This window comes from Marisediminicola sp. UYEF4 (assembly GCF_040546025.1).
In the GTDB taxonomy this organism is placed as follows: Bacteria; Actinomycetota; Actinomycetes; order Actinomycetales; family Microbacteriaceae; genus Marisediminicola.
In genome coordinates this window covers 102,483-123,802 of the sequence record NZ_JBEPNA010000005.1, presented here as the reverse complement: position 1 = coordinate 123,802, position 21,320 = coordinate 102,483, and the positions used below count along the sequence as shown (strand labels likewise).

The following is a 21,320-nucleotide window of genomic DNA, read 5'->3' as shown; positions in this document are numbered from 1 at the left end:
ACCCTATCGCGAACGGCATCGAGAGCACCGCCACCCAGCCTCCCTAACCCTGCCGGCCGGCCGTGACGAGTCCGGTCTCGTAGGCGATCACGACGAGCCGCACGCGGTCCCGTGCCGGAAGTTTGCTCATGATGCGCGAGACGTGGGTCTTTGCGGTGAGGGGGCTGAGAAACAGGGCGCGCCCGATCTCGTCGTTCGTGAGCCCTCGGCCGACCAACGCGAGCACCTCACGTTCCCGGTCGGTCAGCACACTCAGCGCAGTCGCGTCCGGTCGCTCGGTGAGTTCATCGGCGACCCGTTCAAGCAGCCGCCGGGTAACACTGGGCGACAGGAGCGCGTCACCGGCGGCGACGACGTGCACCGCGCGAATGAGCTCAACTGGCTCGGTGTCCTTGACCAGGAAGCCGCTCGCGCCCGCCCGGATGGCCTGGCCGACATACTCGTCGAGTTCGAAGGTCGTGACGATCACGATGCGGGTCGCAGCGAGCTCGGGGTTCGCCACGATCTGGGCGGTCGCCCAGAGGCCGTCGCCGCCGGGCATCCGGATGTCCATGAGGATGACGTCGGGTCGCTGCGCGATCACGAGCGCGAGGGCGTCCTCCCCTGTGCCCGCCTCGCCGACGACCTCGATGTCGGGCTCGGTCTCGAGCAGGGAGCGGAACCCGGCGCGGATGAGCTGCTGGTCGTCGGCGATCGCGACGCGGATCACGAGAGGTCGATCGTGCGCGGAGCCGGGATGCTGGCCGTGACGGTGAACCCTCCGCCGGGCGGCGACCGGGTGACGAGCGTGCCGCCGAGGAGCTCGGCCCGTTCGCGCATTCCGAGGAGCCCACGACCGCCCGCGCCGGTCATGCCCGCGGTTGCGGACCCGTGCCCGTCGTCGCGCACGTCGATGTTGTACGACGTCGCGGTCTGGCTGATGGTCACGCTCGCCGAGTGAGCTGCCGAGTGCCGGGACACGTTCGTGAGCGCCTCCTGGGCGATGCGGAACAGGGCGAGCTGCACCGCGGCGGGCGGCGGAGCGGTCAGAGCGTTATCGAGGGTCACCGTGATGCCCTGCGCCGAGAACGACGCCACGAGACTCGGCAGCCGAGCGAGGTCGGGCTCGGGAACGAGCGGGGCGCCGGGCGCCGTGGCGCCCTCGGCGCGGAGCACACCGAGCACCGACCGCACCTCGTCCAGGGCGGTCTTGCTCGCCTCCTTGATGCTGGCGAGTGCGGCGGCGGCCTTGTCGGGGTGCTTCTCGGCGAGGTGGAGGCCGACCCCCGCCTGCACGTTGATCTGGCTGAGCGAGTGCGCGAGCACATCGTGAAGCTCGCGCGCGATCCGCACGCGCTCCGCCTGCACCTCGGAGCGGCGGCGCTCGGCGAGCTCGCGGCCGAGCGTGTCGAACCGCTCCTTGCGGGAGCGGATGCCCTCGCCAACTCCCATGACGACGAGGATGCCCAGGGTGATCGCCGCGATCCTCAGCGGCTGCCAGGTGAGGCCGAGGGAGGCGGCGATGCCGAGCGTGGCGACCCAGGCCACGCCGACCGACACCCAGGCCCAGATGCGCGCGCCGCGAACGATCGCCCCGACGATCGCGAAGGCGAGGGCGACGTAGGGCGGACCACCGATCTCACTCGTGACGAGCAGGTCCACCGACGCGGCGGCCGCGGAGACCGCGACGACCGGGCCGGGGAAGCGGCGTGCGCCGATCAGCGCCAGCGGTCCGACGAGGGCGATTCCCAGGCCGAGCCACAACACGACGGGCTCGGTCGACGCATCCGCCAGACGCCAGCGCACGAGCGCTGCAGGGACCTGCGTGACGAGCGAAAGCAGCACGGGCATCCAGAGTCGGAACCCGGCTGAGGAGCGAACGTGCGCGGCGGCGTTGTCCCAGTGCCCGTCCCAGTGCCCGTCCCAGTGCTCCCGGCCGAACGGATGCTCCGCACGGGCCCGCACGGCGGCCGTGTCGGCGGGGAGGTCGGCTGCCGTTGCGCGCATTCCCTGATCGTAGCGAGGGGCGGTAGCCGCGGCATCCGTCGGAGCAGTTGTAGCTACTGCCCGGGGAGCAGGCCGGTTAATAGACGAAGGCCGCAGGGGGTGGAGCCCCTTGCGGCCTTCGAGCTCCTCGACTTGGACTCGAACCAAGAACCTGCCGATTAACAGTCGGCTGCTCTGCCAATTGAGCTATCGAGGAATGCTGAAACAGCTTGATTACCTTACCAAACCCCGACCATGTGCAAAATCGACGCGCGGAGGCCGACGGAACAGAGCGGGTGCTCTGTCGTGCACTGGCACCTTCGCAACCGGCCGGATCAGGCGCCCACCGCAAGCAGATATGTCGGCGACGGCACCTCAATCGAGGTGCCGGGGCCCGGAATCCCCGTCTTTTCATCGATCGGCAGCACCGAGACCGTTCCGGACCGTTCGCAGGCGACCAGGAGGGTGCCCGCGTCGATCGCGAGGTGTCGCGGCCAGTCGCCGACGCAGTCGACGGCCGCGACGGGAGTGAGGTCGTCGACGTTCAGCACGGCAATGCGGTTCGAACCGCGCAATCCCGTGTAGAGGCGGCGCCCGTCCGGTGAGATCACCAGGCCGGCCGCGTGGTCGGCGGGGGCCGGCGACGTCGTGCTCGGTCCGGAGCGCGAGATCCGGGGTATGTCGGTGTCGAGGCCGGTGAGCTCGAAGACCACGCAGGAGAGCTCGCCCAGCACGAACACGCGCCCGTCCGGCCCGACGGCGATGTCGCGTGGACCGGTGCCGGCGGGAAAGTCGATGGAGCGTACCCGGGTGAGGTGCCCGTCGACAAAGCGGTGGATGCCCACGGTGTCGCAGCCGAGGTCGGCACCCAGCACCGTGTCGCCGAGGACGCCGTCACCGAGAACGAGGGTCGAGTGGGCGTGCGGGCCGTCCTGTGCCGGGTGAGGGCCAGGCACGCGGGCGCCTGGCACGACGGTGTCGTACAGGGGCCCGATGCTTCCGTCGTGCCCCAGCGGGAACACATCGATCTCGCCGGTTCCGTAATTCGACGAGTAGAGCCAGTCGCGGGTTGCGGACAGGTGGCAGGGAGCTGTGCCGGAGCTGCGCTGCCAGCCCAGCGTGCGGAGCGGGCCGTCCATGTCGCGCTCAAAGGCGAGAACCCGATTGCCGGCCTCGTCGACGGAATAGAGCACGCCCTCGAGCTCGCCGTGCACGAGGAACGAGGGGGACGATGCACTCGCCGCGAGTCCGGCAAACATAAGCGCGCCGTCGCTGGTTGGGCGGATCAGGCCGATTCCCTGTGCGTGGCCGCCGCTGGATTCGGTGTAGCCGCCGGTGAGAAATGTCGCTCTCAATAGCCTGCCTCGGTGTCGACGATGCCGATGAACCTCCCGTGGTCGAGGAACGCCTCGACGTTGGCGCGGATGCGCTCCGCGAGGAGCGGCGCGGTCATGTCGGGTGTGTCGGCCGAGTGCGGGGTGATGATGACCCTCTGTTCGCTCCAGAGCGGATGGGAGTCGGGGAGCGGCTCCGGGGTGGTGACGTCGAGGCCGGCGCCGTGGATGGCGCCGGCGGCCAGTGCGGCGGTGAGTGCATCGGTGTCGACGAGGCCGCCTCGGGCAATGTTCACGAGCACCCCTCGCGACGGCATCAGGGCAAGCTCATCGGCCCCGATGAGCCCAGCCGTCCCGGGGGTGAGCGCGGCGGCGACGACCACCACGTCGGCATCCGGCAGAGCCTCCGCGAGCCGATCCGTCGTGATGGTGCGCCTCGCGCCAGCGAACGGCTCGGCGGTGCGGCGGACCACCGTCACGATGGTGTCGAACGGTTCGAGCAGGCGGAGCAGCTCAACGGCGATTCCACCCGCGCCGATCACGACGACGTTGAGCCCGTAGAGGGATCTGCCCTCGGGCACGGTCGACCAGCTCGTCGCGCGCACCCGGGTGGGCACGACGCGCAGCAGCGAGAGCGTGAGGGCAAGGGCGTGCTCGGCGACCGGTTGGGAGTAGGCTCCCTTCGCGCTCGTCCACAGGGGGCGCGCGCGGCCGGCGACGGGCGCGAGGACGCTCGCGAAGGCATCCACGCCGGCCCACGGCAGCTGGACCCACTCGATCTGCGGGTATCGCTCGAGGGTGTCGACGAGGAGCCCGGGCTGCTCCGACGAAAGCCAGACCAGGCCGCGGGTCGAGTCGCCGAGCTCGACGAGCTCTCCCCCGCCGTCCAGCACCGCCTGGGCGAACGCCTCAACCGGGTGGGGCATGAGCGTGATCGGGCCCGGTGTCGGGCGGGCGTGCTCCGGCACGACGCCCGACTTCCTCGCGACGACGGCGCGGTGCTGCGGCCGCGCCGCGTGTTCGGAGGGGCGGATGCCGCGGTCTGGACGGATGCTGGTCATGGCGTCCCCTCCCCTCGCGGTTGCTGCTCGGCCTCGAGGGCGCGTGCGAGGCCCTTCAAATAGGGGTGTTCCGGCGCGGTCACGAGCTCCTTGAGCGTGCCGAGTCCGATGATCACGCCATCCTGCAGCACGGCGATCCGCTCCGCCACATCCTCGACCACGGAGAGATCGCTGCTGACCACGACGGCGGAGAACCCGCGTGCGGCCTGCAGCTCGGGGATCACGTTGAGCACGTCGTGCCGCACCATGATGTCGACGCCGCGGATGGGCTCGTCGGCCACCAGCAGTTCGGGTTCGAGCACGAGAGAGCGAGCGAGAGCGACCCGCTGCAGCTGGCCGCTGCTGAGCTCGTAGGTCATGATTCCGAGCACCGAGAGCGGTAGGTGCACGGCGTCAATGAGGGTCGCGACCGACTTCCCGGCCTCGTTCTGGTCGAAGCGGCGATCGCGCAGGAAGATCGGCTCGGCCACGTTCTCGGCCACCGTGAGGCCGGGGTTGAGTCGCTGGGCGGCATCCTGCGGCAGATAGCCGACCCTCAGGGTCAGCAGCCGCCTGGCCTTCTTGCCGAGCCGCCGCAGTGGAGTGCCCAGCACCGTCAGCGAGCCGCCGCAGATTTGCGGTGCCCCCTCGTCGACCGGCCGCACGTCCGCGAGGCCGGCGAGGGCCATGGCCAGCGTCGACTTGCCCGACCCCGATTCTCCGATGATGCCGAGCACCTGGCCGGCGCGCAGTTCGAATGTGACGCCGTTGACCGCGATGTGGCGTGAGCTCGCGGTCGCCGAGCGGTACTCGATCGACAGGTCATCCGCGGTGATGACGGTGCCGTGGGTGCGCCTGCGCACCGGGTCCTCGCGGGGCTCACGCATGTGTCAGTCCAGGCCTCTCAACCGTCGCAGTTCTTCACGGCGCTCCGCCTGGAGTGCCGGATTCGGCACCGGCAGCGAGGCGAGCAGGCGCCTTGTGTACGGATGCCGGGGGGTCACCAGCACTTGCGCTCCGGTCCCCTCCTCGACGAGCTTCCCGCGGTAGAGCACCGCGATCCGGTCGGCGAGGAGGTCAACGACGGCGAGGTCGTGGCTGATGAACAGGGCGGCGAAACCGAATTCGCGCTGCAGCTCGGCAAACAGCTCGAGCACCCTCGCCTGCACCGACACGTCGAGCGCGCTCGTCGGCTCGTCCGCGACGAGGAGTTTGGGCTGCAGCGCGATAGCCCGGGCGAGGCTGGCCCGCTGTCGTTGCCCGCCGCTCAGTTCGTGCGGAAAGCGGTCGCCGAAGGCCTTCGGGAGTTGCACAGCCTCGAGCAGCTCGTCCACCCGGCTCCGCGCCGCGGCGGCGTCGCCCGCCCGCCCGTGCACGATCAGCGGCTCCGCGACGCACTCAGCGATCGTGAGGCGCGGGTTGAAGCTCGATGCCGGATCTTGGAACACGAAGCCGATGTCGGCGCGGAGGCTGCGGAAACCACGTTCGCGGAGACCTCGCACCTCGGTGCCCAGCACGCTCAGGCTGCCGCCGGAGACCGCGGTAAGCCCGGCGATTGCCCGACCGATCGTGGTCTTGCCCGAGCCGGATTCGCCGACGAGCCCGAGCACCTCTCCCTGCGCGATGGTGAAGCTGACCCCGTCGACGGCGCGGAAGCCCGGCCTGCCGAGCCGTCCCGGGTACTCGATGACGAGACTCTTGGCCTCGACCGCCACCTCGTGGTCGGCAAAGGATCGCTCCATGGCGCGAGATGTCGTGTTTTCCGTTCCCTGCCCGATGAACGGCACGGAGCCGAGCAGTTTCTTGGTGTACTCGTGCTGCGGGCTCTCGAATAGGGATGTCGCGTCGGCGGATTCGACGATCTTGCCCTCGTACATCACGACGACACGGTCGGCGAGGTCGGCGACGACACCCATGTTGTGGGTGATGAGCACGATCGCGGTGTTGAACTCGTCACGGCAGCGGCGCAGCAGGTCGAGGATCTCCGCCTGCACGGTCACGTCGAGCGCCGTCGTCGGCTCGTCGGCGACGATCAGCCCGGGGTCAAGGACCAGTGCCATCGCGATCACGACTCGCTGCTTCTGCCCGCCCGAGAACTGATGCGGGTAGTAGTCGACCCGCTTCTCCGGCTCGGGGATCCCGACGCGGCGGAGAATGTCGACGGCCTTCGCCTTGGCTGCCCGCTTGGACAGGCGGCCGTGGGCGCGGAGCCCCTCGGCGATCTGCCAGCCGACGGTGAAGACCGGGTTGAGGGCGAGCGACGGCTCCTGGAAGACCATCGCGACATCCGTCCCCCGGATCCCTCGGAGGGTCTCCTTGCCGACCGAGACGATGTCGTTGGCGCCGAGCATGACGACGCCGGAGGTGAGCGCGGTCGACGGGAGGAGTCCGAGGATCGTCTTCGCGGTCACGGTCTTGCCACTGCCGCTCTCGCCGACGATCGCGAGCACCTCACCGGCCTTCACGGACAGGGACACCCCGTTGACGGCGCGCACGGCGCCCGCGTCGGTGGCGAAGCTCACTCCAAGATTGGTGATGTCGAGGACGTTTGCCATTCTCAGGCCGCCTTCCTGAGCCGCTTGCGGGTTCGGAGCTTCGGGTCGGAGATGTCGTTGATGCTCTCGCCGACGAGGGTGAGGCCGAGCACGAGCAGCACGATCGCCGCCCCAGGGTAGACGCCGGTCCACCAGATTCCGCTCGCGGTGTCCGACAGCGCCCGGTTGAGGTCGTAGCCCCATTCCGCCGCGGACGTCGGGGCGATCCCGAAGCCGAGGAAGCCGAGCCCCGCGAGCGTGAGGATCGCCTCGGAGGCGTTGAGGGTGAGGATGAGCGGCAGGGTGCGGGTGGAGTTGCGCAGCACGTGCTTGAACATGATGCGGGCTGTGCTCGATCCGACGACGCGCGCCGATTCGACGAACGCCTCGGCCTTGAGCCGCACTGCCTCTGCCCGCACCACCCGGAAGTACTGCGGGATGAACACGACCGTGATCGAGATCGCCGCGGACAGGATTCCGCTCCACAGGCTCGACCGGCCGCCGCTGATGACGATCGACATCACGATTGCGAGGAGCAGGGTCGGAAACGGGTAGATCGCGTCGGCGATGACGACCAGCACGCGGTCGAGCCAGCCGCCCAGGTAGCCGGAGATGAGGCCGAGGGCGACGCCGGCGAAGATCGACAGCACGACCGCGACGATCACGACCGACAGCGCCGTCTGGGTGCCCCAGATCACCCGAGAGAGCACGTCGAATCCACCGACGGTGGTGCCCCAGAGGTGCTCGGGCGACGGCGGCAGCTGCTTTCCGAAGATGCCGTTCTCGTCGCGGGTCTGCGCGAACCCGTATGGCGCGATCAACGGGGCGAACAGGGCCGCGATGATGAACACGAGGGAGATCACGATTCCGGCGATCAGCATCCCCCTCTGCACCCCGACGCTCTGCCGCAGGTGGCTGACGACCGGCAGGCGTGACAACAGGCTGGACTTTCGGACTGTGGCGACGCTCATGGTCAGTACCTCACCCTCGGGTCGATCAGCGCGGCGATGACGTCGACGATGAAGTTGGTCACGGCGACGATCACGGCCAAAAGCGCAACGATCCCCTGCACGGCGACGAAGTCGCGTGCCCCGAGGTACTGCGCAAGCTGGAAGCCGAGACCGCGCCATTCGAAGGTCGACTCGGTGAGCACCGCGCCGCCGAGCAGCAGCGCGATCTGCAGCCCGATCACGGTGACGATCGGGATGAGGGCCGGCTTGTACGCGTGGTAGCGCACGAGGCGGAACTCGCTGACCCCGCGGGAGCGCGCGGCGTCGACGTAGTCGTTCGAGAGGGTCTGGATGACGTTCGTGCGCACGAGGCGCAGGAACACGCCGGCGGTGAGCAGACCGAGTGCGAGCGCCGGCATGATCGCGTGCAGCAGCACATCGTTGATGATGACCGAATTGCCCGACCGGATCGCGTCGATGAGGTAGATGCCGGTGGGATCGTCGAGCCTGCCGAGGGCGATCTGCACCCGCGTCGACGCCCGCCCGCCGAGCGGGAGCCAGCCGAGCCAGACCGAGAAGGTCAGCTTGAGCAGCAGCCCGGCGAAGAACACGGGCGTCGCATAGCTAAGGATGGCGAGGATGCGGAGTACGGCATCCGGGGCGCGGTCCTTGTAGTAGGCGGCGAGCATGCCGAGCGGAATGCCGATCGCGAAGGCGACGATGAGCGCGTAGAACACGAGCTCGAGGGTCGCCCCGCCGTAGGTGAGGAGCACCTCGGAGATGAGGCGGTTGTCGCTGAGGGTGCGGCCGAAGTCGCCAGTGGCGATCTGGCCGAGGTACTCGACGTACTGCACGATGACGGGGCGGTCGTAGCCGGCCGCGGCGAGCCGCTCCGCGAGCTGGGCCGCGGTGAGCCTGTCGCCGACCGATGCGGAGATCGGATCGCCGACGACCCGCATGAGGAAGAACACGAGGGAGACGAGGATGAAGACGGTCGGCACGATGAGGAGGGCGCGGATCACGATGTAGCGGCCCAGGCCGATTCCACCGCTGGTCTTGCGCCCCTTCCCCGCCCGCCTGGGCTGTGCCGGTGGATCGAGAGGCGCTTCGGCCTCCTGCAGCAGTGTCACGGTTCGGGGTCGTCCTTTCCGAGTGTGCCGAGAATGAGAGCGGGGTGCCCCGTTGTGCGGGGCACCCCTGAGTATCTCGTTGGGCGCCAGTTTAGCGCCCGGCCGGCGGATGCCGACGGTTCGTTAGTCGCGGCTGAGCGCGGCGTAGCGGAACTTGAACGACGCGTCGAGAGTGTCGTCCGCGCCCGAGATGTCCGTTCCGGTGACCGCGACCCCGGCGCCCTGCAGCAGCGGGAGCGTTGACAGCTGGGACGCGACGGCGTCCTGGATGTCTTCGATCAGCTGGGTGCGGGCGTCGACGTCGCCCTCGACCAGCTGCTGCTGGATAAGGGTGTTGACCGCCGAGTCCTGGTAGTGGTTGCCGAGGAAGTTCGCATCGCTGAAGAACGGCGTGAGGTAGTTGTCGGCATCCGAGTAGTCCGGGAACCAGCCGAGCTGGTACAGCGGGTACGCGTCTTCACGACGCTCGGCGCTGTACACGTCCCACAGGGTCGACTCGAGGTTGACCTCGAACAGGCCGCTCTCGTTGAGCTGGCTCGCGTAGGCGGCGTACTCGTCGTCCGAGGAGGCGCCGTAGTGGTCGGGGCTGTACTGCAGGTTCAGGGCGACCGGGGTGGTGACGCCGGCCTCCTCGAGCAGTGCGGTTGCCGCGTCGACATCGGGTCCGCCCTCGCCGTCTCCGTAGAGACCCTTGAGCGACTCGGTGGCGCCGGTGAGGCCCTCGGGCACGTAGGAGTAGAGCGGCACGTAGGTGCCGTTGTAGACCTGCTCGGAGACCTCGGCGCGGTCGATGACGCTCGCAATGGCCTGGCGGACGGCGAGTGCCTTGGCCGGGTCGGCCTCCGCGGTCTCGGCTCCGTACGGCTGCGTGTTGAAGTTGAAGACGATGTAGCGGATCTCTCCACCGGGGCCGTCCCAGACTGTCACGGCGTCGTCCTCGCGCAGGTCGGCGACGTCGGTCGGGCTGAGGCTGCGGAACGCCACGTCGACGTCGCCCTCCTGGACGGCGAGCTTGAGGGAGGTCTCGTCGGCGAAGTACTGGGTCGTGACCGATTCGGTCTTCGCCGCGCCGAGGAGGCCGTCGTAGTTCGGGTTCGCCTCGTACTGGATGATCTCGTTCTGGGTGTAGTCGGTGATCGTGTACTGGCCGCCGAACGCGTTGCCCTCGACGATGTCGGCGGGGTCGGTGAGCGCGTCGGCCGAGAACACGTCCTCGTCGACGATCGGGCCGGCCGGGCTCGAGAGGATCTGCTCGAACGTCTGGTCGTTCGCGGCCTTGAGAGTGAACACGACGGTGGTGTCGTCGACGGCCTCGACCGAGTCGAGGTTGCCGAGCAGGCTCGACGGCCCGTTCGGGTCTTCGAGACTCACGGTCCTGTCGAAGGAGAACTTGACGTCGGACGAGGTCAGCTCATTCCCGTTGGCGAAGGTGAGCCCATCCTTGAGCACGACGGTGAACTCGGTCGGGGTGGTGAACTCGCCGGACACCGCGATGTCGGGCTCGACGTCCGGGCTGCCGTACGGGCTGTTGAACAGGAAGGGGAAGACCTGGTTCTGCACGGCGAAGGAGCCGTTGTCGTAGGATCCCGCCGGGTCGAGCGAGGTGACGGGGTCGGTGGTGCCGACGATGATGCCGTCGAGCGCCAGGTCGTCCTCGCCGGACGGGCTGGAGCAGCCGACGAGCGCGATGGCGACCGTCGCGGCGCCCGCGAGTGTGGCGAGTGATCGCCTGCGGAAAGCGGATGAATGGGTCAAGTCCGTTACCTCTTTCATTCTGCGCAAGAAAGGTGATGCCACCGCAGTCGCGGCCGCATGTGTGCTTGCTGTATGACTCAGTCTTAACACACCGCGACGAAAAGCACCGTTATGGCGACGCGCGACGGCGGAATCTTTACCTGTCTGCAATCTTGAGGAGGAAATCAGTCGTCGCGCAGTTGCCGGCGTTCCTGCTCGACGAGCACGAGCTGCTGCTGGAGCTCCCTTGACTTCGCCGGGTCGGCTGCACCGTCGAGACGCTGCAGCTGGCCGAGGAGCTCCCGTTTGCGGCGCACGAGATCCTTGTCGATGAGGGCAGAGGTGACCCCGGTGCAGTAGATCGGCAGCTCTGCGGCGTCTCCCACCGGGATGGGGGCGACCCCGAGCTCCTTGACGAGGGTCGCGAAAGGCTGGGGCACCTCCTCGATCACCCGGTCAAGCCAATTCGTTGAATCGAAGGCATCCATGCTCACGGCGATACCATCGCGAACCACCGCGAGGGAGGCGTTCGAGTAGGCCACCTGCACGGCCCGGTCGGCGAGCGGCCGGCCGACCGCCTCCGGATGCTGCAGGATCGCCATGATCGCGTCACGCTCCAACCTCGTCACCAGGTCACGGGGCAGGTCGGAGATCGACGGGGCACGCTCGGGCACCGGGCCGCCCGGCTGGGTGGCCTCGCCTCCCTGACCGCCGGAGCCCGGCGCGCGGCTGGCGTCGACGGAGGCGCGCCCGGCGACGGCGCGCACGGTTCGGCCCACCTCGGCCGGGTCCATGCCGAGCCGCTTCGCCAGATCCCGCACGTATTCGATGTTGAGGGCCTGGTCTCGGATGCTCGCGACGATCGGCGCTGCGGCCCGCAGGGCGGCGACGCGCCCCTCCGCGGTCTCGAGGTTGTAGGCATCCATCACGCGCCGGATCATGAACGCGAACATCGGCTTCTTCGAGTCGACGAGCCGGCGCACGGCGTCGTCGCCCTTCTTCAGGCGGAGGTCGCAGGGGTCCAGCCCGTCGGGGGCGACGGCCACGAAGGTCTGCGCGGCGAAGCGCTGCTCCTCGCTGAACGCGCGGCTCGCCGCGTTCTGGCCGGCCATGTCCGGGTCGAAGGTGAAGACAACCTCGCCGAGGCCGCGCGTGTTGGCATTCTCGACGTCGCCCAACATGCGCCGCACGACCTTGATGTGGTCGATGCCGAACGAAGTGCCGCAGGTCGCAACGGCTGTCGTGACGCCGGCGAGGTGGCAGGCCATGACGTCGGTGTACCCCTCGACGACCACGACCTGGCGGCCGCGGGAGATGTCGCGCTTGGCGAGGTCGAGCCCGTACAGCACCGTGGACTTGTGGTAGACCGGCGTCTCAGGCGTGTTGAGGTATTTGGGGCCCTTGTCGTCGTCGAGCAGACGGCGCGCGCCGAAGCCGAGGGTCTGCCCGGTGACATCGCGGATGGGCCAGACGAGCCGGCCGCGGAACCGGTCGTAGGCTCCGCGGTCGCCCTGGCTGAGCAGGCCAGCGGTGACGAGCTCGAGCTCGGAGAATCCCAGTGATTTCAGGTGGTTGCCGAGGGCGTTGAACGACTTGGGGGCAAAACCGATGCCAAAGCGGTGCGCTGCAGCCGGGTCGAACCCGCGTTCACCGAGGAATGCGCGGCCCGGTTCCGCCTCGGGCGAACCCAGCTGGGCGACGAAGTAGTCGGCGGCGGCCTGGTTCGCGGCGAGGATGCGGGCGCGGTTGCCGTGGTCGGAGTTCGCCGCTCCCCCGTCCTCGTAGTGCAGCTCGATGCCGACCCTGGCCGCCATCCGCTCGACGGCCTCCGTGAAGGTCATGTGGTCCATCTTCTGCAGGAAGCTGAAAACGTCGCCGTCCTCACCGCAGCCGAAGCAGTGGTATCGGCCGACCTGGGGGCGCACGTGGAAGCTGGGGCTCCGCTCGTCGTGGAACGGGCACAGGCCCTTGAGAGACCCCACCCCGGCGCCCTTGAGCGTGACGTAGTCGCCGACGACCTCGGAGATGTTGACCCTGGCGCGCACCTCGTCGATGTCGCTGCGTCTTATAAGGCCGGCCATTACCTGATTCTAGTTTCGACTCGGCCAGCCGGACGCCGCGCGTCAGTTGTGGCGTCTATGCACAAGGCGCGTGTGCCAGGTGCCGGCGGACTGGTCGGTCAGCGAGGCGACCTGGTCGACGATCGCGCGCCGCCTGTCCGCATCCGATCCCGCCGTGTCGAAGTCGTCGGCGAATCCGCGGTCCAGGTTGTCGGAACCGCTCAACCAGAGTGTGTCGCAGAGCTCCACGAGCATTTCCCGCTGCTCGACGTAGAGCGGCTGTCGAGTGTTGCGCGACATGACGAATGCCGCCACTATGCCCTTGAGCACCGCGATCTCGGCTTGCACCTCGCGTGGGACGACGACGCTCGCGGCGAAGCGGATGAGGTTGCCAGGGTCGTCCGCCGCGGCGAGGGTTGCCTGGGTCGCGGCCCCCGCGAATCGCCCGATTAGCGTGCTGGTGAGGTTCTTCAGGCGGGCATGGTCGACTCGGCTGCCGTCCCACGAGTCGATCCATACGTCGAGTGAGTCCAGCCGGTCGAAGGCGGCGATGAGCTCGTCGTGGTCGACCTCGCCGCCGATCCACACGAACATCGAGTTGACGAGCTCGTCGTGGTCGACGCGGGCACCGAGCGCGGCGACGTCGATGTAGCCGCTGACGATGGCATCCTCGAAGTCGTGCACCGAGTAGGCGATATCGTCGGACAAATCCATGACCTCGGCCTCGATGCAGCGCTGGCGGGCGGGGGCGTCGCCGCGCATCCAGAGGAAGGCTTCGATGTCGTCCTGGTAGAAGCCGAACTTCGCCCGGCCGCTCGGGTCGCCGATCGATTCGCTTGCGGGCCACGGGTACTTGCAGCTCGCGTCCAGGCTTGCGCGGGTGAGGTTGAGCCCGTAGGTGCGCCCGTCGGGCCCGAAGACCTTCGGTTCGATGCGGGTGAGGAGCCGGAGAGTCTGTGCATTGCCCTCGAAGCCGCCGATGTCGGCGGTCCAGTCGTTGAGGGCCCGTTCACCGTTGTGGCCGAACGGCGGATGCCCGAGGTCGTGGGCGAGGCACGCGGTGTCCACGACGTCCGGGTCGAGCCCGAGGCTCGTGGCGAGCTCCCGGCCGACCTGGGCGACCTCGAGGGAGTGGGTGAGGCGGTTGCGGGCGAAGTCGAGGCCGGCGGCGGGGCTCAGCACCTGCGTCTTCGCGGCGAGCCGTCGCAGGGCGCTCGAGTGCAGTAGCCGGGCGCGATCGCGGGCGAAGTCGCTGCGGCGGCTTGAGTGCTCCTCGGGGAACCAGCGAGCCGTGTCGTGGCCGGAGTAGTCGCCGGTGCGGGTGGCGGGTAGCGGGTAGCTCTGCGGTGCGGGCGTGCTCCCGCCCGGGGTGCTGGGAACCGCGGGCAGGCTGGCGCCGACAGCATCCGTCCGCTCGATGCTCACGCGCTCAACCGCCGCTCGTCGACAGCTCGGCCTGGCTCAGTTCGGCGCGGTGGGCCTCGCCGAGTTCGCGACTGTCGAGCCAGCGGTCGGGCAGGGCCACCCGCTTCGGCGAGCCGGCGCGCCCGCGCGGGCCCTCGGCGGCGTCGCCCGGGTAGGGCTGGTCCCAGTCGAGACGGCCGAGGAGGTCGTCCATCTGCTGCAGCGACTCGACGAGCCCGAGGCTCGCGCGGATGTCGCTGCCGACCGAGTAGCCCTTGAAGTACCAGGCGATGTGCTTGCGGATGTCGCGGCACGCCCATTCTTCGCTGTCGAGGAACTCGACGAGCAGCTCCGTGTGGCGACGCAGGGTTCGGGCGACGGTGCCGATGTCGGGTTGGGCGGTGTCGTAGCTTTCGCCGCTCTCGCGCGCGGCGAACGCGTTCACGAGGTCGCCGAACAGCCACGGGCGGCCGAGGCAGCCGCGGCCGACGACGACGCCGTCGCATCCGGTTTCGTCCATCATCCGCACGGCATCGGCGCCCGACCAGATGTCACCGTTGCCGAGCACCGGCGTGCTCGTGATGGCCTGCTTGAGGGTGGCGATCGCCGACCAGTCGGCCTTGCCGCTGTAGTAGTCGGCGGCGGTGCGGGCGTGCAGGGCGATGCTCGCAACGCCGGCGCCCTCCGCGGCGCGGCCGGCCTCGAGGTAGGTGAGGTGGTCGTCGTCGATGCCCTTGCGCATCTTGATGGTCAGCGGGATGTCGCCGGCGGCCTTCACCGCGCCCTCGACGATCTCGCGGAACAGGGTGTGCTTCCAGGGCAGAGCCGATCCCCCGCCCTTGCGGGTGACTTTGGCGACGGGGCATCCGAAGTTCAGGTCGATGTGGTCGGCGCGGTCCTCGGCAACGAGCATCGTCACGGCCTCGGATACCGTCTTCGGGTCGACGCCGTAGAGCTGGATGCTGCGCGGCGTCTCCGACTCGTGGTGCTGAATGAGTCGCATGCTCGTCGAGGTGCGCTCGACGAGGGCGCGGCTGGTGATCATCTCGCTCACGTACAGGCCGGCGCCGAACTCGCGGCAGAGGCGCCGGAAGGCAGTATTGGTGATGCCGGCCATCGGCGCGAGCACCACCGGCACGTCGAGCTTGATGGGCCCGATCTGCAGGCGGGGCGCGGTCGCGGCGAGTGAAGTCACCCCGCAATTGTCCCAGAGTCCGCCGCCCGCCCAGACCCGCCCCGCCTTTCTGTCGGAAATTCAGGAATCGGCGGCGTTTCGCAGCGACTTCGTCGATCGCAGGCCAGATTCTCTGCGCGGTTCCTGAGTATCCGGCATCCGGGCTGTCTGAGCCCGTGCCTCGTCAGAGCTTGGGCCGGCGACGCACTCAGTCCAGCCACGCCAATGTCCTCACGGTTGGAAAATCAGGAGTCGAGCACGGTACCTCGCACGGCGCTGCCAAACGGGGACCGCTCCCGGAATTGTTCCTGAATTTCCGACGAATGCCAGCAGCAAACGGCACAATTGCGCAGCGTGCCGGTCATTGCGCCAGTCGAGGTCGTCTATGGCGTCGCCGACACCACCTCCCTGGTGGTGCGCACCGGCGGTTCGGACCAAAGCAAAACCGGTGCCCTAAGTCGACAGAGAAGCTGCGTGGTGGATGCCATCAACAGCCATGGGCAACGCGGGCACGATCCCGCCGCTTGCCGGGTGTCATCGAGGGCTCGAAGCACAGGTCAGGATCGAGCCAGGCCCGACAGCGTCGAAAACTCAGGCAGGCGAAGTAGCCCGCGCCGGCCAATACGCGAGGTCCGCGTGGACCAGTCGGCCGCCCGGGTCCGGTTCCTGAGTTTCCGGCAGGGACGAACGCTCCTCGCCACGAGGGCCGAGGTGATTGCTGCGACCACGTCGTCCCACCCGCGCTGGATCATCGGCACCGAGATTCGGATGCCGTGCCGACCCTCAATCGTGATCTGAAGATCCTTGAGCCTGTCTTTGTGGAACCTGTCGCGATGATGCTCCTCGCCGTCGACTTCAATCGCGACATGGTTCTCGACGACAAGATCGATGCGCTCGAGCCAGCCAACCGGCACTTGTGAGGTCACGCGGAAACCCCGCATTCTCAGCCGTGTGCGCGCGATGCTCTCCGGATAACTGTCACACTTCGGGTCAACCCACTCCAGGATTCCGTGGAGCCGCTGAGGAAGACACGCGACGACTGATTCCAGCTCGCCAATGCCGATCTGGGACGTCCGGGTCGCCCAATCCAGGACCGCGACTGCCTCCTCGAAGGGGGCGTCCCGAAGGAACACCAGCATCGCGTCTCGCAGATCGACGCATGTGCGCGTGCCACGGCGGTGCACGGCATCCGGATCCCAGTGTGGAACGGCGCCGTGCTTTCGCGCTGCTGTGAGAGCCTTCCGCCGGTTCCACTGCGACCGCAGCCGCGCCGAATTGCGCGGCAACGACACGTGAAGCTCGGACACGTCGCGCCGCATCCACGCCCCTGCAGCGTCGAGCGCCGATGCCCCCGTCAGCCGTCCCCCGACCCGAACTGCGCGAAACCGGGTGTCAGACGTCGGCACGGTCGAATACCACCCGTTGCGCGCGCGCGCGACTTCGCCCGATTTCACGGCATCGGTGAGATGGCGGTCGTTGGCGCCGAGCGCGACGAGTTCCCGTTTGCGCGCGAATCCGCCAAGGGAGTCGACGAGCTCGTGGATGCTGGACACCCTGCGATCCTCGGGCGAGATAACGCTGAGTCGGCAGCGGTGTCCGCTATCGGTGGGATCTGCGGCGTGTCCATGTGCGGGGAGGAGGAGCTGCACGGGCGCCGCGGCAAGCCGCTATGCCGGCCGCTCGCTGGCGAGGCAGTCCTAGGCGAAAGTGCGGTGTGCCCGAGCTCTTGGGCCACTGGACCGTGGCCCTGTGACCGGTGCTGCACCGGCCTGCGCCGCCTCGCACTGTCGGAAATTCAGGAGTACGTCGTGGTCCGACCCCGAATCCCCGCAGCTGAGCCCGAATTCGGTCCCCTGTCCTGAATTTCCGACGGAGGCGTCGAATGGCAGTGGGTCCGTGCTGGCACAGCCAGAACGGGCGTCCACCTGTCGCCCCGTGCCTGCGCGGGCGCCACCACCGGCACTGCTGCGGTTAGACCGCGTCCTCGTCCAGACGCCTGTTCACGACAGCCTGGCTGTGGTGCTCGGGAACCTCACAGAAATCGCCGATGCAGGCCGCTGCCGAGTCACCGAGGATCTGGAGCGGCTTCATTCCGGCATCCGTCATTTGTCTGCGTCCCTCTCGTTGCGCACCTGGATCAGCACGTTCGCGAAGGCTACCGCGTCTTGCGCGCCAGAGACCCCGTACTTGCCGTCGATCACGGAAAAGGGGACGCCTTGGATGCCGTATTCGGTGGCACGAGCAACATCCGCCTTCACATCGGCGAGGTACTCGTTCGATTCGAGCGCCACCAGGACCTCGGCGCGATCGAGTCCAATCTCCTCGGCGAGCGCTGCGAGGTCGGCAATGCGGCCCACGTGCTTTCCGTCAATGAAATAGGCCTTGAGCAGGTGCTCCTTCATGTCGAGCTGGCGCCCCTTCGCCTTCGCGAAGTGCAGGAGCTCGTGCGCCTTGACCGTGTTGGTCTGGTGCACGGAGTCGTAGTCGTAGTGCAGGTCGACGCTCTCCGCGATCTCAGTGACCCGCGCGAGCATCTGCTCGACCTGCGCGACGGGCAGCCCCTTGCGCTCACTGAGGTACTCGATCGGCGTGCCCTCGTACTCGACCGGGGTGTCGGGCGCGAGTTCGAATGAGTGGTATTCGACCTCGACCGCGCCGCCATATTGGGCGACTCCAGCCTCGAACTTGCGCTTGCCGATATAGCACCAGGGGCACTGAACGTCGGACCAGATGTCTACCTTGATTGCATTATTCACTCACTTCCCAACCGCCGCGGTGCCACCCGGTATTCCCGCCTCGTAGTCGGAAACTCAGGAAACCGAATGCAACGAACGCGGGATCGGCCGCAACTCCAGTGCTTCGCCGGCGCGATTCCTGAGTTTCCCGCCGGGCCACCGCTGGCAGCGGCACCGGTAGCCATTGGGCAGGCCGCACCGCACCCGCGGTGGCGGTCCAGGAGCACCGTCGCGAAAAGCACCCGCCGAAGGTGCGCGGCGCAGAGGCGCCCGGAGCCGCTGGACCGATTACGCCCCAATCAACTGCTCGGCGAGATACCCGCGCAGGCGGTCGAGCGACACCCGCTCCTGTGCCATGCTGTCGCGCTCGCGCACTGTCACGGCGTTGTCATCGAGGGTGTCGAAGTCGACGGTGACGCAGAACGGGGTGCCGATCTCATCCTGGCGGCGGTAGCGCCGACCGATTGCGCCGGCGTCGTCGAACTCGATGTTCCAGATCTTGCGGAGGTCCGCGGCGAGCTCCCGCGCGACCGGCGACAGGCGCTCATTGCGTGACAGGGGAAGCACGGCCACCTTGATCGGCGCGAGCCGGCGGTCGAGACGCAGCACTGTGCGCTTGTCGACGCCGCCCTTGGTGTTGGGCGCCTCGTCCTCGGAGTACGCGTCGACGAGGAAAGCCATCAGCGAGCGGGTGAGTCCCGCCGCTGGCTCGATCACATACGGGAACCAGCGCTCGTTCTTTGTCTGGTCGAAGTACGACAGGTCTGTTCCGGATGCCTCGGAATGCGTCTTGAGGTCGAAATCGGTGCGATTCGCGATTCCCTCTAGCTCGCCCCACTGGCTGCCGTGGAAGCCGAAGCGGTATTCGATGTCGACCGTGCGGGTCGAGTAGTGCGAGAGCTTTTCGGCGGGGTGCTCGAACAGGCGCAGATTTTCCGGGTCGATGCCGAGGTCGGTGTACCAGGCGAGGCGGTGGTCGATCCAGTACTGGTGCCAGTCGGCATCCGTCCCCGGCTCGACGAAGAATTCCATCTCCATCTGCTCGAACTCACGGGTGCGGAAAATGAAGTTTCCGGGCGTGATCTCGTTGCGGAAACTCTTGCCGATCTGTCCGATGCCGAACGGCGGCTTCTGGCGCGAGGCGCCCAGCACGTTGGCGAAGTTGACGAAGATGCCCTGAGCGGTCTCGGGGCGCAGGTAGTGCATCCCCTGCTCATTGTCGACGGGTCCGAGGAAGGTCTTGAGTAGGCCGGAGAAGTTTTGCGGTTCGGTCCAGGAGCCGGGCTGGCCTGTCTCGGGATCGCGGATGTCGGCGAGCCCGTTGGCCGGCGGGCGCCCGTGCTTCTCCTCGTACTGCTCGATCAGGTGGTCGGCGCGATAGCGCTTGTGGGTGTGCAACGACTCAACGAGTGGGTCGCTGAAGACCTCGACGTGGCCTGATGCCTCCCAGACCTGCTTGGGCAGGATGACGGACGAGTCGAGGCCGACGACGTCCTCACGGCCCTGCACCATGTACTGCCACCACTGGCGCTTGATGTTCTCCTTGAGTGCGACACCGAGCGGCCCGTAATCCCATGCCGAGCGGGATCCGCCGTAGATCTCCCCCGCCTGGAAGACGAATCCTCGGCGCTTGGCGAGGTTGATGACGGGATCGAGACGGGAGGCGTTGGCCAAGGGGAACTCCAAGGGACAGCCGTGCTGGATGCACGGTCGGATGCGAAAGTCCCAGCCTATCGAAGGGGCGCGATCACAGCGGCTGGCGCGGACTCGAGCCCGGCCTCGGGCAGCACTCCAGCTTGCGCCGCCCCGCCACCCTGTCGCCTCCGGTCGCCCACTGTCGCCTCCGGTCGGAAATTCAGGAAGTGCGCAAAGAATTGGATCATCTCGCGAACCAATTCGGGTTGGGGAAGCCCACTTTCCTGAATTTCCGACATGGTCGAGCCAGTCGACCGGACACGTCGGGGCACAGGGAGGCACAGAGGCGCAGGCACTGGCCGCATCGCCACACCTGGTCGGGAACCTCAGCCGAGCAGCGCCCGCACCACCGCCGCGACATCGTCGTCGTCGTTCCAGAGGTGGAACGCGGCGCGCAGGCGCCCAGCCCGACCGGATGCGCGGATGCCCGCGGCGACGAGCTTCTGCAGGTCGGCGCCCTCCGGATCCGCCCACGTCACGATCGCCTGATGCTGTTGCGGGATGCCGAGCTCGTCGCACAACCTGTCGCCCAGCTCGCTCGCGTGCGACCACACCTCGTTCATGTCGAGGTCCGCGAACATCCGCATGGCCGGCTCTGCGCCCACCCACGCCTGCCACGCTGGCGAGACGTCGAACTGGCGAGCCGTCGTCGCCAGCCGCATCGCCGGGCCATAGCAGGACTGCCACACGTCGTCGCCGGCACACCAGCCGGCCTGGATCGGCGTGAGCAGCCTCTGGAACCTCGTCGAGAGTGTCAGGAACGCGGCCCCACGCGGCGAGCACAGCCACTTATAGGCGTGGCACACCGTCGCGTCGAACAGCGAGGCGTCGACGGGGTGGATCCCCGCCGATTGCGTCGTGTCGCACAGCGTATATGCGGACTGATGCGAGGCGGCGTCAATTATCGCGGACACGTCGGCGACGACGCCCGTCGCCGACTGGATGTGTGAGAAGACGACGAGCCACGTGTCATCCTCGATCGAGTCCGCGAGCCGCTCGACGGGCACGTGCCGCACCCGAATCCCATGCCGTTGGAGGAACGGGAACACGAGCGAGCTGAAGTCGCCCTCGACGCAGAGCACCTCGGCTCCCGATGGCACGGCGGCGGCGATGACGCTTGTGAGTACGGATGTCTGCGACCCCGTAGCGATGCGGTCGACGTCGACGCCGACGAGGCGCGCATAGTCGGCGCGGGTTCGCGCGACGATCGGGTCGTAGTCATGCGGGGCACGCTGGCCCCTCGCCCACAGGTCGAGGTCGCTCTTGAGTGCCGCAACGGTGTCCTTCGTGGGGATCCCGCTCGAGGCGGCGGCGAGATAGCCGTGCGCATCTCCGTAACTCTCGCGCGCACGTTCGAACCCGGCGGATGCTGTCCGGCTGGTGGCCTCGCTGGTCTCAGTCATGGTTCCATCTTGGACCCGCGGTGCCGGCCGCGTCAGGGTGCTACCGCACCACTTTCGTGCGCTTTCTCGACCGGAATCGATCGAATCGTGCGGATGCGCTGGTCAGGAGTGCCGGCTGTGGCTGTCCGGCGCGAACGCTGGAGCCCGCCCGCGGATACTTGC

The 21,320-nt window shown here is 68.1% G+C and carries 16 protein-coding genes and 1 tRNA gene; all 17 read right to left on the bottom strand.

What is annotated here, in order from left to right:
• Nucleotides 1-43: 43 nt before the first annotated feature.
• Nucleotides 44-709, bottom strand: coding sequence for a response regulator (locus ABIB15_RS07370; protein WP_354476496.1), 666 nt, complete (start codon nucleotides 707-709; stop codon nucleotides 44-46).
• Nucleotides 706-1,986, bottom strand: coding sequence for a sensor histidine kinase (locus ABIB15_RS07365; RefSeq protein WP_354476494.1), 1,281 nt, complete (start codon nucleotides 1,984-1,986; stop codon nucleotides 706-708). Before ABIB15_RS07365 ends, ABIB15_RS07370 begins: the two co-directional genes overlap by 4 nt.
• Nucleotides 1,987-2,109: 123 nt before the next feature.
• Nucleotides 2,110-2,182 (bottom strand) — tRNA-Asn (locus tag ABIB15_RS07360).
• A gap of 118 nt (nucleotides 2,183-2,300) precedes the next feature.
• Nucleotides 2,301-3,320, bottom strand: coding sequence for a lactonase family protein (locus ABIB15_RS07355; protein ID WP_354476493.1), 1,020 nt, complete (start codon nucleotides 3,318-3,320; stop codon nucleotides 2,301-2,303).
• A complete protein-coding gene (locus tag ABIB15_RS07350) occupies nucleotides 3,317-4,360 on the bottom strand; it encodes an NAD(P)-dependent oxidoreductase (RefSeq protein WP_354476491.1) in 1,044 nt (347 codons plus the stop codon). Before ABIB15_RS07350 ends, ABIB15_RS07355 begins: the two co-directional genes overlap by 4 nt.
• Entirely contained in the window at nucleotides 4,357-5,226 is an 870-nt protein-coding gene (locus ABIB15_RS07345; protein ID WP_354476489.1) for an ATP-binding cassette domain-containing protein, read from the bottom strand. Before ABIB15_RS07345 ends, ABIB15_RS07350 begins: the two co-directional genes overlap by 4 nt.
• 3 nt (nucleotides 5,227-5,229) lie before the next feature.
• Nucleotides 5,230-6,894, bottom strand: coding sequence for an ABC transporter ATP-binding protein (locus ABIB15_RS07340; protein ID WP_354476487.1), 1,665 nt, complete (start codon nucleotides 6,892-6,894; stop codon nucleotides 5,230-5,232).
• A 2-nt stretch (nucleotides 6,895-6,896) separates the two neighbouring features.
• A complete protein-coding gene (locus tag ABIB15_RS07335; RefSeq protein ID WP_354476485.1) occupies nucleotides 6,897-7,844 on the bottom strand; it encodes an ABC transporter permease in 948 nt (315 codons plus the stop codon).
• A gap of 2 nt (nucleotides 7,845-7,846) precedes the next feature.
• Nucleotides 7,847-8,953: an ABC transporter permease gene (locus tag ABIB15_RS07330; RefSeq protein ID WP_502908921.1), complete on the bottom strand. Its 1,107-nt coding sequence runs from the start codon at nucleotides 8,951-8,953 to the stop codon at nucleotides 7,847-7,849.
• Between the two features lie 123 nt (nucleotides 8,954-9,076).
• Nucleotides 9,077-10,726, bottom strand: coding sequence for an ABC transporter substrate-binding protein (locus ABIB15_RS07325; RefSeq protein WP_354476483.1), 1,650 nt, complete (start codon nucleotides 10,724-10,726; stop codon nucleotides 9,077-9,079).
• Between the two features lie 146 nt (nucleotides 10,727-10,872).
• Complete coding sequence (dnaG, locus tag ABIB15_RS07320; protein WP_354476481.1) at nucleotides 10,873-12,768, bottom strand: DNA primase; 1,896 nt, start codon at nucleotides 12,766-12,768, stop codon at nucleotides 10,873-10,875.
• A 42-nt stretch (nucleotides 12,769-12,810) separates the two neighbouring features.
• Complete coding sequence (locus ABIB15_RS07315) at nucleotides 12,811-14,172, bottom strand: deoxyguanosinetriphosphate triphosphohydrolase (RefSeq protein WP_354476479.1); 1,362 nt, start codon at nucleotides 14,170-14,172, stop codon at nucleotides 12,811-12,813.
• 4 nt (nucleotides 14,173-14,176) lie between these two features.
• Entirely contained in the window at nucleotides 14,177-15,346 is a 1,170-nt protein-coding gene (gene dusB, locus ABIB15_RS07310) for a tRNA dihydrouridine synthase DusB (RefSeq protein WP_354476477.1), read from the bottom strand.
• Between the two features lie 536 nt (nucleotides 15,347-15,882).
• A complete protein-coding gene (locus ABIB15_RS07305; RefSeq protein WP_354476475.1) occupies nucleotides 15,883-16,878 on the bottom strand; it encodes an endonuclease domain-containing protein in 996 nt (331 codons plus the stop codon).
• 549 nt (nucleotides 16,879-17,427) lie between these two features.
• Nucleotides 17,428-18,081 carry a DsbA family oxidoreductase gene (locus ABIB15_RS07300; protein WP_354476473.1) on the bottom strand — a complete coding sequence of 218 codons (654 nt, stop codon included), beginning with the start codon at nucleotides 18,079-18,081 and terminating at the stop codon, nucleotides 17,428-17,430.
• A 267-nt stretch (nucleotides 18,082-18,348) separates the two neighbouring features.
• Entirely contained in the window at nucleotides 18,349-19,734 is a 1,386-nt protein-coding gene (locus ABIB15_RS07295) for a glycine--tRNA ligase (RefSeq protein ID WP_354476471.1), read from the bottom strand.
• 347 nt (nucleotides 19,735-20,081) lie between these two features.
• Complete coding sequence (locus ABIB15_RS07290) at nucleotides 20,082-21,158, bottom strand: aminotransferase class V-fold PLP-dependent enzyme (RefSeq protein WP_354476469.1); 1,077 nt, start codon at nucleotides 21,156-21,158, stop codon at nucleotides 20,082-20,084.
• Nucleotides 21,159-21,320 lie beyond the last annotated feature (162 nt).

Excerpts from the sequence above, each read along its gene's own strand:
- ABIB15_RS07345 (WP_354476489.1), bottom strand. The coding sequence starts at position 5,226 with ATGCGTGAGCCCCGCGAGGACCCGGTGCGCAGGCGCACCCACGGCACC.
- ABIB15_RS07350 (WP_354476491.1), bottom strand. The coding sequence starts at position 4,360 with ATGACCAGCATCCGTCCAGACCGCGGCATCCGCCCCTCCGAACACGCG.
- ABIB15_RS07290 (WP_354476469.1), bottom strand. The coding sequence starts at position 21,158 with ATGACTGAGACCAGCGAGGCCACCAGCCGGACAGCATCCGCCGGGTTC.
- ABIB15_RS07325 (WP_354476483.1), bottom strand. The coding sequence starts at position 10,726 with ATGAAAGAGGTAACGGACTTGACCCATTCATCCGCTTTCCGCAGGCGA.
- ABIB15_RS07340 (WP_354476487.1), bottom strand. The coding sequence starts at position 6,894 with ATGGCAAACGTCCTCGACATCACCAATCTTGGAGTGAGCTTCGCCACC.
- ABIB15_RS07335 (WP_354476485.1), bottom strand. The coding sequence starts at position 7,844 with ATGAGCGTCGCCACAGTCCGAAAGTCCAGCCTGTTGTCACGCCTGCCG.
- ABIB15_RS07365 (WP_354476494.1), bottom strand. The coding sequence starts at position 1,986 with ATGCGCGCAACGGCAGCCGACCTCCCCGCCGACACGGCCGCCGTGCGG.
- dnaG (WP_354476481.1), bottom strand. The coding sequence starts at position 12,768 with ATGGCCGGCCTTATAAGACGCAGCGACATCGACGAGGTGCGCGCCAGG.